This window comes from Zobellia laminariae, from assembly GCF_030553095.1.
GTDB classification, from domain to species: Bacteria; Bacteroidota; Bacteroidia; order Flavobacteriales; family Flavobacteriaceae; genus Zobellia; species Zobellia laminariae.
This window is the reverse complement of the sequence record NZ_CP130738.1, coordinates 3,802,671-3,820,291: the sequence shown is the minus strand read 5'-3', so window position 1 is coordinate 3,820,291 and position 17,621 is coordinate 3,802,671. Positions and strand designations below refer to the sequence as shown.

General features: G+C 36.1%; 13 protein-coding genes and 1 pseudogene. 8 read left to right on the top strand and 6 right to left on the bottom strand.

Translation table 11 applies throughout. The annotated features are described in order from the left end of the window. Nucleotides 1-89: 89 nt before the first annotated feature. From Q5W13_RS18315 to Q5W13_RS18295, 5 genes are all read right to left on the bottom strand, one after another. The gene (locus Q5W13_RS18315) at nt 90-1,043 is read right to left on the bottom strand and encodes a glycosyltransferase family 2 protein (protein ID WP_304443996.1); all 954 of its coding nucleotides are present in this window, start codon (nt 1,041-1,043) and stop codon (nt 90-92) included. Beyond that, nucleotides 1,044-1,661 carry a 1-acyl-sn-glycerol-3-phosphate acyltransferase gene (locus Q5W13_RS18310; protein WP_304443995.1) on the bottom strand — a complete coding sequence of 206 codons (618 nt, stop codon included), beginning with the start codon at nt 1,659-1,661 and terminating at the stop codon, nt 1,044-1,046. It abuts the gene before it with no gap. 2 nt (nt 1,662-1,663) lie between these two features. Further along, nucleotides 1,664-2,236, bottom strand: a complete 573-nt coding sequence (locus tag Q5W13_RS18305; protein ID WP_304443994.1) for a carotenoid biosynthesis protein — start codon at nt 2,234-2,236, stop codon at nt 1,664-1,666. Between the two features lie 320 nt (nt 2,237-2,556). After that, nucleotides 2,557-3,783: a phytoene desaturase family protein gene (locus Q5W13_RS18300; RefSeq protein ID WP_304443993.1), complete on the bottom strand. Its 1,227-nt coding sequence runs from the start codon at nt 3,781-3,783 to the stop codon at nt 2,557-2,559. Beyond that, nucleotides 3,780-4,478 carry a lycopene cyclase domain-containing protein gene (locus Q5W13_RS18295; RefSeq protein ID WP_304443992.1) on the bottom strand — a complete coding sequence of 233 codons (699 nt, stop codon included), beginning with the start codon at nt 4,476-4,478 and terminating at the stop codon, nt 3,780-3,782. The genes Q5W13_RS18300 and Q5W13_RS18295 overlap by 4 nt, the downstream gene beginning before the upstream one ends. Before the next feature lie 610 nt (nt 4,479-5,088). On the opposite strand from Q5W13_RS18295, the gene Q5W13_RS18290 reads away from it, so the two are divergent. Then, complete coding sequence (locus Q5W13_RS18290; protein WP_304443991.1) at nt 5,089-5,688, top strand: GNAT family N-acetyltransferase; 600 nt, start codon at nt 5,089-5,091, stop codon at nt 5,686-5,688. Here the strand turns inward: Q5W13_RS18290 and Q5W13_RS18285 are convergent, their stop codons facing one another. After that, nucleotides 5,689-7,071 (bottom strand): exonuclease domain-containing protein, encoded by a 1,383-nt coding sequence (locus Q5W13_RS18285; RefSeq protein ID WP_304443990.1) that lies wholly within the window; start codon nt 7,069-7,071, stop codon nt 5,689-5,691. A 330-nt stretch (nt 7,072-7,401) separates the two neighbouring features. Here Q5W13_RS18285 and Q5W13_RS18280 point away from each other — a divergent pair. From Q5W13_RS18280 to Q5W13_RS18245, 7 genes and pseudogenes are all read left to right on the top strand, one after another. After that, nucleotides 7,402-8,189, top strand: a pseudogene (locus tag Q5W13_RS18280) (threonine/serine exporter family protein). A 3-nt stretch (nt 8,190-8,192) separates the two neighbouring features. Further along, on the top strand, nt 8,193-8,705 hold the full coding sequence (locus Q5W13_RS18270; RefSeq protein ID WP_214611042.1) for a threonine/serine exporter family protein: 513 nt from the start codon (nt 8,193-8,195) through the stop codon (nt 8,703-8,705). 279 nt (nt 8,706-8,984) lie between these two features. After that, nucleotides 8,985-9,371 carry an NUDIX domain-containing protein gene (locus Q5W13_RS18265; RefSeq protein ID WP_304443987.1) on the top strand — a complete coding sequence of 129 codons (387 nt, stop codon included), beginning with the start codon at nt 8,985-8,987 and terminating at the stop codon, nt 9,369-9,371. 705 nt (nt 9,372-10,076) lie between these two features. Beyond that, nucleotides 10,077-11,078, top strand: coding sequence for a glycoside hydrolase family 88/105 protein (locus Q5W13_RS18260; protein ID WP_304443986.1), 1,002 nt, complete (start codon nt 10,077-10,079; stop codon nt 11,076-11,078). A 43-nt stretch (nt 11,079-11,121) separates the two neighbouring features. Beyond that, the gene (locus tag Q5W13_RS18255) at nt 11,122-12,567 is read left to right on the top strand and encodes a chondroitinase family polysaccharide lyase (protein WP_304443985.1); all 1,446 of its coding nucleotides are present in this window, start codon (nt 11,122-11,124) and stop codon (nt 12,565-12,567) included. 78 nt (nt 12,568-12,645) lie between these two features. Next, nucleotides 12,646-13,977: a polysaccharide lyase family 8 super-sandwich domain-containing protein gene (locus Q5W13_RS18250; protein ID WP_304443984.1), complete on the top strand. Its 1,332-nt coding sequence runs from the start codon at nt 12,646-12,648 to the stop codon at nt 13,975-13,977. A 402-nt stretch (nt 13,978-14,379) separates the two neighbouring features. Further along, entirely contained in the window at nt 14,380-17,586 is a 3,207-nt protein-coding gene (locus Q5W13_RS18245) for a chondroitinase family polysaccharide lyase (RefSeq protein WP_304443983.1), read from the top strand. Nucleotides 17,587-17,621: the final 35 nt, after the last annotated feature.

The following is a 17,621-nucleotide window of genomic DNA, read 5'->3' as shown; positions in this document are numbered from 1 at the left end:
GAGTCCTTTTATTATGATTACAAGAAATACTGAGTGTTGCGGTAATGCCAATACTATGTTTTGAATAACTGATTGTTGGCTTGCCAAACTTACAAAAAACGAATTGACACTATGCCAACCATATAAGCGATAAACCACCATATACCCATATTAAAATAGAGTACGAATGGCGCAATTGTAGTTATAATTCCAAAAGAAACCGTTACCAAAATACTATTTCCAAAAAATTGAAAAATGTTTTTTGTAAATCCCTCAACAGCAGTTTCTAGCCCGTCATACATACGGCAAGAAATATCAGCATCTCCTAAGAGTGTATCACAGGCTAAACCTTTCTGTTTAAATAATTTTATAATAGCAATGTCTTCTACCCTATGGGCCTTACATTTTTCATGCGGCCATATATCTTTATAAGTAACTGCTTTAAACATCATGAATTGCCCATTGGCGGCTGAAAAGGCTTCATTCTTTGAATTCCTAATTAGAGAAAGTGGCAGTAAACTCAATAAAATCCAGTTCATTAGCGGTACCGAAACTTTTTCTCCTAAAGACTTCGCTATTTGCTTTGGGAATATAGATAGCAAGTGAAGCTCATATTTCTGAAAATGGCTAATGCTACGTTTAATCAAATCTTTTCTTACGCTAACGTCTGCATCTAAAAAAAGTAACACATCTCCGGTAGCAGCTTTTGAGAGTTGGTGACAGGCATGATTCTTTCCTAACCAACCCTGTGGAAGTTTTCCTCCGTTTATAAGTTTAATATTGAGGTTCTTTGTTTCCCACTGTTTAACGATGCTTCCCGTACTATCGGTTGAGTTATCGTTATACACAATGATTTCAAGAGCGCTGTACTCCAAAGTAGCTAATTGATCTAGTAAGGTCCCAATGTTCTCTTCCTCATCGCGAGCGGGTATTAAAACGGAAATATTAGGCTCATTGGCCAATGGAGCCACCTTTGGTAAATAAGCAAACGAAAGGTAATTAACGAGCGCCACAAGCAACCTGATAATGAGCAAGCCCATAAGAAAATAACAGAAATAAATCATTTAGGCTCCTAGTTTTGTAAAACACGCTTTGGCAAAACGATTAAATTCTCTTTCTACATCTTCGGCAGTGGTATCTGCATTTATGGTCTGTGTTTCATAATACACACATAAATCTGGTCTAAGATTGGTTCCATAATTAATCAAGTTGATATTAAAAACCAACTGAAAATCGTTTTTTACGTTTTCTAAAACATGTGAAAGTAAGCCTTTTTCAAAAGTAAACTCTCGTATGTATATGCTCTTAATCTTTCCTTGCGGGAAAAATAAAAATAGGTTTTCTTTATCCTGTAACAATTCAACAGCATACCCCAGACTCTCTAAACTAGACCGTTTCCCTTTACTAATGGAACTAGCCCCTATTTTGGTTAACAGCATGTTTTTACTCAACTCTTTTTCAAGCATCATAAAATAAAACCTCCGGTTAAAAACCTTGAAGTTTAATAAGATTTGGATAAAGCCATCGTAAAACGAAAAATGATTGCTTAACATAAGAATAGGAAGTCCTTTTTCTTCGTAATCACCAATATACTTTACATTACCGAAAAAAAAGCCTATAAATATCTTTGTATAATATTTAGATATTCTAACCCATAATTTGCTATGATTGGCTCGTATCATTACTAATTTATGTTGAATTCATTTAGAATAACTATACCAATAAAAAAGCCGAATTGAATGAAAAACAGCCAGCGAGCCGGTCTATTATGCGTGTCTATTTTAAAATACTGAATTGCCCAATTAAATAATAGAGCCAACAGGAACCAAACCACATAGTTATTTATAGGAGGATCGTTTTTTAAAAATTCCCACATGTCCATTAAAGGCGCTACTTTTTCAAGTAAAATATCGTAAAGTATCATTAGTGATGCTCCACCTATAATAATCGGGCCGCTTTTAGATGTGTATTTAGAGATAATACCATTAGAGGCATACACTAAGAAAACCCAGTTAAGACCAATAACAACGGGTACATCTATTATTTTTATACCAAGTCCTTGCCCGTAAGCATACACCCCAAATAATTTGCCGGTTGCTACACCAATAATTTCAGTTATGATACTCAATATAAAAATACTTGCTAAAACTGCAATCGTTTTTATATTCCATTCTTTATGATGCATTAAAATGGCCCCTGTTACTAAAACCAAGGTGTATGGAGTAATTAGCTTAAATAAATCGTGCGTGAGCGGCATAGCATATAAGACCAAACCAACACAGTAAAAAACTATAAAAGTTTTTGGAAGACCCTCGTTAACTAAATATTTAATTATCCGGTTCATCTATGATGCAGGTATTTCATTAGCAACAATTTTAGCACTGGCTAAACAGAGCGGTATTCCGCCACCGGGGTGGACGCTTCCACCAACAAAATACAAGTTTTTTACACTTTTAAGAAAGTTTGGATGCCTTAAAAATGCAGCAAACATAGAATTAGAAGAATTCCCATAAAGCGCTCCCCCTTTACTAAGGGTATTTTGCTCAATGGTTATAGGAGATGCAATCTTCTCATATTCTATATGGTCTTCAATATTTGTTTTAAGAGATTTATTGATTTATTAATGATGTTCTGTTTGGTAACACGTATTAGTTCATCCCAATTCTCTTTGCTGTTAGAAGGAGCGTTCACCATTACAAACCAATTTTCGCAATTTTTAGGAGCATCACTTTTTACCATTTTTGAACTCACAAAAATATAAACTGTAGGGTCATTATGAATGGTTTTCTCCTGAAATAGATTCGTAAACTCTTCTTTATAATCACCGCTAAAAAGAATATTATGCAAGTCTAACTCTGGAAATTCTTTGTTCACTCCCCAATAAAATACCAAGGCGGATGATGAAGGTTCTAAACGCTCTATTTGTTTTTTTTGTGGGTGATCCATCAGATTATTAACCACATAATTAATATCCGAATCTGATACAACGCTATCAAAAGCAAACTTCTCGTCCCCTACGCTTACTCCAACCGCTTTATTATTTTTTATATCGATGGATGTCACCAGCGAATTAAATTTAAAACAAACCCCTTTTTTTAAGGCGAGGTCATAAATGCTCTTTACAATAGAATACATGCCTTGTTCCGGAAAATAGGCTCCCAGATTGTTTTCTAGATGTGCTATTACATTTAGTGTTGCAGGTGCCTTATATGGATTAGATCCGTTATAAGTAGCATACCTATCAAACAATTGAATAAGCAATGGACTTTTAAAACTGCTCTTATTATCTTCATGCATGGTTTTATAAAAGCGTATCTTATGAACTTGAAGCAGCGATTTTAAAACCGAAAACTTCAATAAATTTTTAATTTTATGCAAGGAGTTAAAAAGGAAAATATCTGCGGTAATTTTGTAAATTAATGACGCACTTTTAAAATATCTAGTGATATTAGAAGGGTCTTCTCCTAGTTTTTCTACACATTCATCCGTGAATTTTTGCTGGTCAGACCAAGCAATAAGATTTTCACCTGATTTGAAGAAATACTTGCATAGCACATCAAGCTTTTTGTAAGCAAAAGTTGCTGGAACAGTTACACCAGCTGCACTGTAAAGCTCTTCTACTAATTCTGGCAATGTAAATAAGGATGGTCCGGTATCAAAACGATACCCTTCCATATTAATCTCACTTATTTTCCCACCAGGAGAATCGTTTTTTTCAAATACAGTTACTTCATGTCCCTTAGATGCTAATCTGCACGCAGTAGCCAAGCCACCAATTCCAGAACCAATTACAGCAATTTTCATGCGTTCTTAGTTTTTTTAGATCTCGTTTCAAAGACATGGGTTAACGCCAATGGTAATAAAAGCAACGAAAAATTATAAAACATATCTTCTATAGGAACTGAAAGAATACGAATCCCCAAAATAGCCTGAGGACTATAATCAAAAACAGGTTGTTCAATTCCTGTACCCGTTAAGATTCCGTTGATGATAAAAAATGGAATTAGTAAGATAAGATAGATAGCTAAATAATATTGTAACACTTCTCTAGCAAAATAATAGCTCAGTAAGAGTATCACCGGCAAAACAAGTAGAACAATAAAAGTATAGGTATAGTCTCTATTTAAAAATGACATGAGGACTGATGCTACCGCCAATAGAAAAGTTACAATTTTTGTCCACTGCTCATTTAACTTATATTTTGGAAAATGAAACTGAATTGCGTAAAAAGAGAACGCACAAGCATACGGAATGACAATAAAAAACAAGTACTCTTCCAAAGGAAGCTTATTTATATAGATTCCAGAATTATAAATTGGGTTGAAAAACCAATATCCGTTATGCGTGAAAATAATATCCCAAATAACAAAAACAAGCATTGTTATTAAAATTGCAGGAAGCAGATATTTCCAACGTTTATAGAGTCTAAGATTTTTCTCGAAACTCAAAGCTAGAGGTCCGGCAAGCGAAAATAGAAGTATAATTAAATAGAGCGACATAGTTAAAGTTTTTCCTGTATGCTATGCCAGTAAAATTTTATTGGTACTGTAATTATAGATTTTATGCCCAGATCTTAACCTTGCTAGGTATTGGAATTCGCTCATTAAATAATTTCTATAAAGGAGTGCAATTTATCTTAACCGTAACATTACGGTAGTTAAAGATAGGTTGCATACACTCCGTTTTTATTGAATTGTTAGGCAGTAGGTTAATCCTCTCTAAAGCAACTCTAAAATCTTAGTAAATGTCTGTTGCAAAAGTAATAATCTTTTTCAAACTCGCCTATTTTTTACATAGGCGCTTACACTATGTAAAAAACCTATTTTAGTATGACTCAGTCAACTTAAAAGCAATCGCTTTAAGTGGTAATCATGCATTATTTTAAACTGTACTTCAGATATCTAGATATTGTAAATAAAAATGCAGCGACAAATAAAATAATGAATTGAATATCGTACGCTACGGATTTATGAGAAATACAATTAAATCTATTAAAAATCTACAACCATTTCTCCTTATCATGGTCTCCACAGACTCTCTATTAGGTTTTTAATTTCTAAATGACGTTCTTAACCATTTAACCAATAAAGTTGGCAACAAGCTTAAAACATGAAAGTAAAAATTCTAAAATCAGACATTCAACTTGAAAACGATAGAGTGTTGCTTCTTCCTTTTGATAATCCAAGAAATGAAGAACTCAAAGATATCATCTTCGATAAAGAAATATGGGAGTTCATGGGCATGAGCGTAAATAATGAACAAGGGTTAAAAAACTATATCGCAAAAACGATTAAGGACAAAAATAACCGTCTTTGTTATCCATTTTTAATTATTGACAAGGAAACTGATAAAGTTGCCGGTTGTACGAGATTCGGCAATGTGAATGCCGCAAGTAAAAAGTGTGAAATTGGCTGGACATGGTATGGTACAGATTTTCAAGGTACAGGATTGAACAAAGCCTGCAAGTATGAATTATTGAAGTTTGGTTTTGAAACGATTGGATTTAAAAGAATACAATTTAGTACAGATAGAGATAACCTAAGGTCTCAAAAAGCAATAGAAAATTTAGGTGCTCAGAAAGAGGGTGTTTTTAGAAATAACTACGTGGCTGCAAATGGAGAAAGCAGAACTGATGTGTATTATAGCATCATAAAAGAAGAATGGAATGCACTTAAAGATGAAGTTTTTCCAGAATTTTTAATCTATTAGTTAAACCAATACATCACTATCTAGATAAATAATTTTTGACTTGTTTTGTGGCTTCCTGATGAACGTATCAATTATACGAGTGGTATGATAAGAGTGGGTTTTATGGACAAGGTAATTTTCAAAATCTTCTGGAGAGGCTATCTGATCGTTCATTCCTACAAAACCGAATCCGGCGTAAACGCCGTCACGGACTAGTACAAAACCCATTTCCCCTTCTTTTCTTCCTTTCAACTTAATTGCGAAATTATTAAGATTGGATTCTAGAAATTTCAATGCTGTTTTTACTCTAGCATTATAAAGTTCAGGGTCCTCCTCTCCCATGCAAGCAGACGGGCAATTTGATATCTTTTCATGGTTGCATTTACCCTGAATTCTATGGAATCCAGAAAATTTTGGGCAAAGGTTATATTCCTTGCAAACCTCCATGAGTTTTTCTGCAACAGAATTTCTATTATAATATACCTCGTTAACAGAATCCGGATAATCTTTGCGAATAATAGAAAGCTGCAGATAACCTTTTTTATTTTCCTTAGAAGCAATAATGAAAGGCGCAGTAGGTTTCTTTTGGGCAATATTATATTTAGGGTGATGTAGCTTTATCTCATCAGATTCTAGTAGTTCTGCTATTAGATTACTGCCTGTGTAAACAAAATCGATATCCGCCGTTTCTTCGCAAAGAGCATACTCCCGTTCCAATTTGCTGTTAAAATGACTTTTAACCCTATCTCTTAATCTTACCGCCTTACCCACGTAAATGATTGCGTCATTACTATCCTTAAAGTAATATACCCCTGGTTTTCGTTCTAAAGAATTAAGATCCATTTCTCGCTGTTGGTACAGCATTCTTCTATCATAATATTCTACCGCATGATTTTCATTTTGATTGCTATTTAAACCCAATTTATCTAACCATGCTGCTGTCCATGTGGCCATACCGTCACAACGGTTTAAGTCATTGACTGGAATACCAAAATGTTCGGATAGCCCCCTTAAATCCATTGATTCTTCGGGAAAGCGCTCATTTACAAGTTTAGAAATATATAAGGTGGGGTTTACAAACTTATATCCAATTTTCTTAAACTCGCTTCTTAGAACCCTATAAGCCAAATCCGAAAAAGAGACCAAAACAGCCCCTTCAAGAAGACGCAATATTTCTTCTGCTATTTCACGAAAAACAGGCTCAAACCTAACCATATCATCATCCAAACCAGTAACCTCGGTTAATTCAGCACCAATATGCATTTGTGGATTTAGTAAGCTTGTAAACCGCTCCACTTCCATTTGGTTAGTAATCCGTATAACAGAAATTTCGATAAGTCGATGAAAATGTTCTGTAACTGCTACCGTATTTACGGCAACGATGGCATAGGACTGCTGAGACATTGTTTTTTATACATTTTTGGAATATACAAAATTAGGAAATATTCCGATACATTGGATATATTCCATAATACATATATTCCCCTATCTTTCTAACGCAGACTTAAACTCGGTTTTCTACTTAATAAAATCACCAAAAAATGCAATTATCCTTGATATAATTGCAATTGATAATCGCAACCAATTAAATAGAGAAACAAGTAGGGTCTTCAATCAACCTAAATACTGCCAATTTAAGGTACGTTACCTTCCATTATTGGTGTTATCAGCTTATAAAATAACATTTATTAGGTACCGCATTCCTTAACAATTCAAGTCAAAATTTGTTGGTATATGGTTACTTTTACTAAAATGAAAAAGTTGGAGAAAAATGAAATTCAAAAAATTGGAATGATTCTACTAAGAATCAGTTCAATGTTGCAAAGTTCAGGTGCTTGTACCGCTCGTATAAGAATAATTTTGTACAGAATTGCCAACGCTTACGACATGAATGCCGATGCACTCATTACGCATAGAGCAATTATACTAACGTTACTAAATAGCCAAGAAGAACCTGTTTTCAATAATATAAAACGGACTATACCTATAGGAGTTAATTTCAAAATTGTTTCAGGAATCAGCCTAATAGGTATGAGTATTGAAAACGACAAATGGGAGTTGGACCGCATTAGTAGTGAGCTTGATAAGCTAGAAAAAACACCTCCATATAATCGGCTAGTTATTTTAAGTGCAGTTTCGTTTGCCGGTGCAGGTTTTTGTTTCCTTTCTGATGGAAACCTCTTTTCAATGGCCGTTTGTTTTGCTGCTACCTTTATTGGGCTTTTTGTTAAGCAAGAAACAACCCGTATTCATTTGAATCCAAACTTGTGTGTATTATGGCAGCATTTACAGCAACGATGATAGCAGGCACTTTCAGACATTTCTTTCCAGAAGGAGGCTTAGAACAAGGATTTGCCACTTCGGTTTTATTTCTTATTCCGGGTGTTCCTTTAATCAACTCCTTTATCGATTTTATAGATGGAAACTTGCTTAACGGAATAATACGACTTACCAATGGATTAATATTTTCTATTATGATTGCCATAGGAATGATTTGTTCAATTGTAATTTTCAACTTCTAAAACATGGACTATATTCATCTTATATTAAAAGCTTTTGCCGGAGGAGTTGCTGCCATTGGCTTTGCTGTTTTGCTTAATGCAAATCGTTCTTCACTAGCAACAATATTTTTTCTTGGTGCCACAGGTGTTTTTATAAAGACAGGGTTACTCTTTTTCAATTTTAACATTATTATTGCGTCTTTTTTTGGTGCGATAATGGTCGGTTTTTCTAGCTATTTTTTAGCCCTTTACATTAAAAAACCACCATTAACTATTGCTATTCCATCTGTAATTCCAATGATACCCGGTCTCTTTTTGTACCGCATGATGATTGGTTTTGTGGAACTTGCAGGTAGCAAAGAATTTAGTGAACATGAGTTTGTTAAATTACTTTCATATACCTATTCTAATGGGATAAAAGCCATATTCATATTATGCGTTTTGGCCATTGGAATAAGTTTTCCTTACCTCATTTTTAGAAAAAGTTCAATGCATTATTTACGAAAAAGGGAAGCAAAAAAAGGTGTTGTAAAATGAAGATTTTGCCCATATCCTAAAAGCTAGGAAATCATACTTAAGCCGTACTTAAAGAATGTAAAAATAGGCATAGCTTTGACACCGCTAAAAGACGATGTACAAGAAGTAGCCCTCCTTATTATTTTCAATTTAAAAATTTGAATTTCTGAATGCAAAATTTGAAAACCCATTACCATCCTGAAGTAAAAACGTTAGAGAATAAATCTATTTTCACGAGGTTAGCTACAAGGAGTATCGCAATTCAAGGAAATACCATTCTCCTACTCTACACTGAACGCTATGAAGATTATAGCCTTGGGCGGAGGTCTTGATTCTGGAGAAGATAAAATTGAAGGAATGATGCGAGAACTTAGTGAAGAGACTGGAGCGCAAAATATTAGAAACATTAAGCCCTTTGGCGTATATGAAGAATACAGACCTTGGCACAAGCCCGGTTTTGACGTTCAACATATGATTTCTTATTGCTACACATGCGATATTAGCAAAGAACTGGGCATTCCAAATATGGAGCTTTACGAAACAAAAAATGGGATGAAAGCCAAATGGATCAATATTCACGAAGCCATAAAACACAATACAGCAACAATGGCCACAAGTGATAAAAAAGGAATGTCTATTGAACGGGAAACTTTTCTTTTAAAGCTTATCGCTGAAAGTATCGATTAAGAGCTTATTCTATTGTTTTTTTTAATCGCTACAATGGTACATTGAGATTAAAATAACTCCACCAAAAACACCTATAATTACTCTAATGAAAAGTCCCATTAGTTCCGCAAGAAATTTAGGTTTTTGCTAAACCTCAATAATTGTATTGCTCATTTAAATCTTCAAAAAAACAATCTGAGTTTGATTGGTTTCCCCTGCTACTACCATAGCAATTGTTTTATTTAAAACCGCACTGACTTCAAATAGGCCTGTAAGGCCTGTTTACAATCACCTGAGCGTGATTACCCCCTCTTTTCAAACTATTACCCCCTCCCTAATCTTGTATTCTCATCATACTTTTACTCTAGAGTTAGAAATACCTATTTCAATATTATAAATTCATAAACAAATGATAAATAAGCTCATTTTTATTTGAATTTGAAACAGTTATTACTCTCTAAAAAATGCATCACTGAAGTTAAGAAAAAGCTATACTTTTTTTCAGAATAAAACTTAAATAAAATCAGCTTTAAATGAAAATTCAAAAAACATTATGCTCCCTAATTTGCATAGTCCTGTGGGGTTGCAATAGTAACTCTTCCGTAATTACGCCTGCCCAGATATCAAAAAATAACACAGCAATACAGGATATAAACCCTATGTCCCAAAAAGGTGTTTTAGAGTTGATGGATTTAACCTCTACTTGGCAAATCAATAACCTGCCCCATGTTATGTATATCCCTTATGGGTATTATTGAACCGCTAACCACACATAATTGGGTAAGAGCAACTTTCTTATCGGGCATGATGGCCTATTACGACCTTACCAAAGACCAAGAGATTTTTAATTATGTTGATGGGTTGTGTCAAGAGGTTGATTATAAACTAGGAGAACGCCAAAGACATGCAGATGAATTTGCTATAGGCCGTGTGTATACTGATATTTTTCTGGTAAACAGAGACCCTAAAGTATTGGAAGATATGTATGAGCGAGTAGATTACATTATCGATAATCCTAAAAGAGGACCTGTTGTTGGGTGGAATGGAGACACCAATTGGTCTTGGGCAGATGCCTTGTTTATGGCGCCTCCTGCATGGTTAAAATTATATACCTCTTCAGGAAAAAGAAAATATTTAAATGAAATGGATGTCCGGTTTTGGGATACCTATGACCATTTATACAGTAAAGAAGACCATTTATTTTATCGTGATGACCGATTTAAATGGGATAAAGAAGGTGATGTTTTAAAAACTGAAAACGGGAAAAAAATATTTTGGGGAAGAGGTAATGGCTGGGTCGTTGGAGGCTTAGTGGATATGCTTACTTACACTCCTGGAGACTTCCATAGCCGAAAAAAATACAAGGAGTTATACCTAGAAATGATGGAGGAAATTGCCTCGCTACAGGGTGAAGATGGCATGTGGCGTACTTCCCTTTTAGATGTTGAGCAATACCCCGTTAAGGAATTTAGTGCTAGCGCTTTCTTCTGCTATGCTATGGCATGGGGCGTAAACAATGGAGTATTAGATAAAGAAGTGTACTTACCTCATGTAAATAAAGCATGGAGCGGACTTGTTAAATGTATAAACGCAGACGGAAAAATCGGTTATGTTCAAAAAGTCGGGTCTAGCCCATTTGCGCTCAGTGAAAATGACACTGTAGAATATGGTTGCGGCGCCTTTCTGCTTGCGGGAAAGCAAATGCATGAATTATTGGAACAACAATAAACCATACCAAATAAACAGTTACTAGGTGCAACAATAGTTCTATATGAAAAATATCCTTTATTTACTTCTTACCCTTGTGTTGAGCCACTCCCTTTTTTCACAAAGTTCTACTCAACCTACTTTTACCTATGAAAATTTTGAAGATGGAATTCCCCAAGGACTATCTGCCACTGGTGGGAAACTGGAATTGGACTCCAAAAGAATAAAAGATGGTACAAATTCTTTAAAGTGGAATTGGGTCACCAATGACACTCTAGTTTTCAACACCCCTATAGGCTATCATCCTCAAAAACCTATCAATACTTCAGGGTATGATAAAAATCAGCTTAAGAATGTGCATTCTAATACGAATTCCACCAAAACAATCTTAGAGGCTCCAAGAGGCTTTTTTATGTGGATTTATAACGAAATCCCCCGTAATCAAAGTCTCATTTTTCAATTTGGGCGAGGTAATAAAGTTGACACTCATTTTGACTATAACTTAGACTTTAAAGGATGGAGAACAGTCTATATTCACTACGACCGCGGTGATATGAAAGGTGTCCCCAACGAGAGTATGGACAAACTAAAGATTGTTGCCCCAGCAATAGGTTCAGGTGCTTTTTATATTGATGTAATCAATACATCCATGCAAATGTTCGCTCGTACCAAAAGCCCTAATCCTCAGTTGCCACACATACAGCCCCATAACAGAAAGTCTACCAATTATGCATCGCTGATTTATGAGTTCAGCAAATTCAGAGCTAATTTTCAGTTAGAAGAGCTAAATCCAGAGCTCGTTAAAGCAATGGATGATATGGCTGATAAAGCTGATGAATTCATTCTTCCCTTCTATGAGCGAGAGCAATTACAAAAAAAGCCCATTTCTGATTTAGTGAAGGAATATGACGCGTATGGAATTATTAGGGAAGCAGATGAAATATATGGGAAGCCTTTAATAAAAGGAAACTTGATAAAGGGTGATTTTGCGGACAGCGGAATGAAAAACAAGGAAGGTGTTTTTGATTGGAGGGAGTATGGTCAGTTATTGTTGGGTATATCCAAACGATATCAATCCATTACTACTCCCCAAGATAAAGCTACACTAGAGAGAATGTTTTTGGATTTGGTAGATTATGGTATTGACCAAGGATTTGCCAACGGTGCAGGATTAGGATGGATCCACCATTATTCCTATGAAGTTCGCGAACATGCGCCAGCTTTCTTCTTAATGCGTAATGTGCTAGAGGAAAATAATCGTCTTGAAAAGATTACAGACCTAATGAAGTGGATGTATAGTTTCAACCAAGTCTACAGGGAAGATATGGCTTATATGGTCAAAGGTCGGGTTGGAAATGATGCAGATGATGCTCAAGGTTTAATTCGCCCTAGATTACTGAGCGCGTTGATTATGAAGAACTCACAAGAAAAAGTGCGTGACCTTCGTCATTATTCTTCTTATTTATCCAATGTTTCAACAGCTTATGTAGGAGCTTTAGACGAAATTTAAAAAGCAGATGGTACGGTTTGTCGCCATGCAGGGCACACTTTAGGATATGGTGGCCGTGGGGCACATGGGTTAATATCTGTGGCCTACCTTTTGGCAGATTCGCCTTTTAATATGAAAGATGAGTCAGTTGGCCGTATAAAAAAGGCTATCCAAACTTATTTTAACTGTGTGTTTACACCAGAACTTAAAAACCCAAGAGCTTTTGATAACACTCGTTTTAGCCCATATACCGTACCGGAACATTTTTACAATCTTCCTGCTTTAGCAGCACTTTCCGGCAGCACATTTGACCCAGAGTTAGCAAATTTATACGATTGGCTTATCTCGCTACGAGAAAAACTCGACCCAATGGACTCTTATTGGACCAATAAATTAGATGAGGTATCCATAGAACGAAAGAATTTTGAACATCCAAAACTACAGGTTATGTCCTATTCCAGTCTTGGGGTAAAACGCAATGAAAACAAATGGATGACTACTGTACGTGGGCATAGCAAATACGTATATCCTTTTGAAAGTTGGGGGCCTAGCTATTTTGCGTATTCCTTGTTTATGGCCAACGGTTTTTTAGATGTCACGTATTGGGATGACCTTGGAAGTACTAGTCCAAAAGAAGGTGTTTGGATAAATGGGTACGATTGGCACCGTTGGACGGGAGCAACTACTGTTAGGCTTCCGTATGATAAAATGATCACCAATCCCGGTCAAATAAAAGATGAAGGTGGAGAGTATTTGTTCTCTGACCAACCCTTTGTTGGAGGTGTTTCTTCAAAAGAAGGAAATGGTGTTTTTGTTTTCCCTTTTAAAGGACATGACGCCTTTAATATTCAGTCATTTTCTGGCAAGAAATCTTATTTCTTCTTTGATGATTATGTGGTTTGTCTAGGAACTAATATTAAAAGTGATTTAGACGAATATGATGTTGAAACCACCATTCTACAAAATGAAATCAAAGGAAGCACACCTTTAGCGTTAAGCACAGAAAATATTTCTGCATTTCCCTACGAAAAGACATTAAGTTCTACCAAACCTTTTTGGATGGTAGATAATAGAAATACGGGTTATTATATTCCGTCTGTTCCTAAAAACACTACCCTGAATTTTCAGCGTAAAGAACAGGTAAATCCAGATGCTCATGGGCTTGAAGATGTAAAAGGCAATTTCACTACAGTTTGGTTTAATCATGGTAAAGCACCCCAAGATATTAGTTATAGCTATGCCATCATGGCGGACTCCGATTCCCAGAAAATGGACGCCTTCGCTACAGCGATGAAGAGTAAGGAGAAACCATACGAAATACTTCAACAAGACGAAAAAGCACATATTGTAAAGGCACCAAAACTTAAGTCTACGGCATATGCCATTTACGATGAAAGTGTAATCCTAAAAAAGGAAAGGTTACTAAGATAAGTCGCCCTGCAACATTTCTAGTAAAAGAAGAACCTAAAGGTCTAAAACTAGCGCTCTCAGATCCCGACTTTAATATTTATGAAGGTCAAGATGATAGGTTACCGGACGGCTCACGTGTAGAATTAGCTATTTATGGGCGTGAATGGTTTTATTGGCCTACACGCCCTACTACCGTTCAGATTACATTAAAAGGACTTTGGAAAATAAAAGACCAGATAACCGAAATTGAAACGGTGGTCAACAAAAAGGCAAAGGTGGTTTCTTCAAACAAAAATGAAACGGTTATTGAGTTTGAATGCCGAGATGGATTAAGTGCCGAACTATTCTTGGTAAAATAAATAGTTCAATATCATCTGCTTACTATAAAATGGTAAAAATATAATATATAAAAAGTCTCTTACAATGAATAAAATACTGCTTTTCTTAATCGCCTTGTCATATACCATTATGACAAATGCTCAAGACGGATATCAACCAAAAAAACTGATGGAAAGCTTCGAAGAAGGTTTACCTCCAGAACTTTCGGCAAGAGGAGGCCAATTAAGTATAGACTCCTTGCGGATGAAACAAGGCAAGAAATCGTTACGATGGGACTGGATTGGAAATGATGCCCTAATTTTCAATACTGCTATTGGTTATCACAAACAACGTGATTTATCTAAACTGGAACCTATCGGAAGGGACAAATATTTGATGAACGGCCACTCCAGTTATGACAACAAGGTAGTTCTTGAGTTTCCCCGTGGATTTTTTATGTGGATTTATAATGAAGAGGCCAGCACTCGCCGTCTTACCTTTCAATTTGGACGTGGTGATGTAGTAGATTGTGAGTTTGAATATAACTTAGATTTTGTTGGTTGGCGTACGGTAAGCATAATGTATGACCGTGGAGATATGCGCGGCATTCCAAGGCCCGACATGGACAGAATGACCATTCTATCCCCTAAAACAGGTAAAGGAACTTACTACATTGATGCCGTAGGTCTTTCGTTACCCATGAACCCAAAGACCATTAGTGCCAATCCCCAATTACCCTATATCAAACCCCATACAAGATTAGTTACCCAATACGCACATCGCTTGTTCGAGTGGTCTCATAACACCCCTTCCCTTCAACTAGAAGAGGTCACTCCAGAAATGGTAACGGCTCTTAATGCTTTGGATGAAAAAGCAGAAGAGTTTATTCTTCCATCGTATCAGCGAGAAGAACTAAAAGATGTATCGATTAATAGTATAGCAAAACTCTATGAGCAATTTGAAATTAAGCGTGATGGCGATAAAATATATGGACTTCCATTAGTCAAAGGCAACATATATCCCGAGCATTTTGCAGAAATGGGATTAGGAGAAAAGTTCAATGAAGGTTGCATGACCTGGAAAGAACATTTTTCAAAAGCGCTAATGAAAATTGCTTCACTGTACCGTTCTATTGAAAATGAACAAGACAAAAATCGCTTAGAGGAAATGTTTATCAATTTATTCGACTATGGTGTAGACCAAGGTTTTGACGTTGGTGTAGGTCTAGGATGGATTCATCATTATTCATATGAAATAAGGGAAGTTGGCCCTGCGTTTTATTTGATGCGTGATGTGTTGGAAAAAAACAATAGACTGGAAAAAGCAATTGGTATCATGAAGTGGTTTCACGGTTTTGGTCAAGTGTATCGTGAGGATGTAGTATATGGAGTAAAAGGCAGAGTTGCCGCTGATGCAGATGATTCCCAAGGTTTGTTGAAACCACGGTTGTATTCGGCATTAATCATGAAAAACTCGCCCGAGAAAGTGCGTGACTTACGACATTTCTCTTCTTTCTTTTCTAACATAACGTCTAATTATGCAAATGGATTAGATGAAATATTTAAACCAGATGGGGTTACGTTTCACCATGCTGGCCACGCCCAAGGCTATGGAGGAAGAGGTGTTGACGGTGGTATTTCTATTTTATACTTGCTTAGTCATTCGCCATTTAAAGCCTCTGCAGATGCGCAGGCTAGAATGAAAAAGATAACTCAAACACTTTTTGACTGCCTTTTTACCGACGATTTTGTGGGGCCTCGCGCTTTTGCTTCTATCCGATTTTCGAGTTATCAATTACCTAGTCAATATTTCAACTTGTCTGCTCTAATTGCATTGAGTGAGGATCAATACGACGAAAAAATGGCGGGCTTTTATAAGCAACTAATAGAAGCCAAAGAGAAGCCCACTCAAACAGATACCTATTGGATGGAAAAATTGGAGCAAAAAGGGGAATTTAAAACCTATAACTATCCAAAATCTAGAATGTTATCCTATTCGTTAGTAGGTACACGAAGAGAAAACAATGATTGGATGGCAACGGTTAGAGGGCATAGCAAATATGTCTATCCATACGAAAGTTGGGGACCAAACTACTTTGCCTACCCAACCTTCATTGCCAACGGATACCTAGATGTTAGCTACCCGGAGAGTTTAGACAGTACAACACCAAAAGAAGGTAAATGGCATGATGGATACGATTGGCACCGTTGGCCAGGAGTTACCTCTGTTTATACTCCTTACGAACAAATCATTACCTCTCCCGGACAACATAGGGACGAAGGCGGGGAATATCCCTTCTCGGACCAGAGCTTTGTGGGAGGCGTAGAGACTGTTGATGGAAATAGCGTATTTGTATTTCCTTTTAAAGGTCATGACATGTTCAAACTACAATCGTTTACAGGTAAGAAATCGTACTTCTTTTTTGATGATTTTGTAGTGTGCTTGGGTTCAAATATCAAAAGTGGAATTAAAGAGTATGCGGTAGAAACAACTATCCTTCAGGACAAAATTCTTTCAGGAAACAACGGACTGGTTACAAGTAATGGTACTATTGCGGAATTCCCTTTTAAAAATTCGCTGACTAAGACAAAACCATTTTGGCTGATTGATAATAGAAATACAGGATATTATATTCCCAAGGTTCCTAAAAATAGTTCATTAACTATTCAGCGTGAAAATCAAACAAACCCTCAGTATCAGGCTAAAGGAACTACCAATGGTGATTTCACAACAGTGTTATTCAATCATGGTATTGCTCCTCAAGATGCCGAGTATGACTACGCACTTATAATAGATGCCGATGAAAAAAAAATGGAGCGTTTTAATACTGAAATGACCGGTAAAAACAAACCTTACCAAGTTATTCAGCATAATGAAAAGGCTCATATTGTAAGCTCTCCTAAAAATGGAACTACAGCTTACGCCATATACGACGCACATGCAAAACTGGAATCTGGCTTGATAAAATCCGTAAATCGTCCATCTACATTTGTTGTAAAAGAAGAGGCTAACGGAGTTAAACTAGCCGTATCCGACCCTGATTTGAATATATACGACGGTCAAGATGATTTAATGCCTGACGGAACCCGAATAGAGTCCTCTATATATGAACATGAATGGTATTACTGGCCAAGTCGTGCAAGCAAAGTACAGCTTACATTAAAAGGAGAATGGAAAATAAAAGAACAGATTAAGGAAATGGAAACCGCTTCTAACAAAAGAGCCAAAATTATTTCATCCAACAAAAAAGAAACGGTAATAGAATTTGAATGTAAAGATGGATTGAGTGCGGAAGTTTTACTAGAGCAATAAATTTCTCTAGTAAAACCTCTCACTTGCAAAAACCT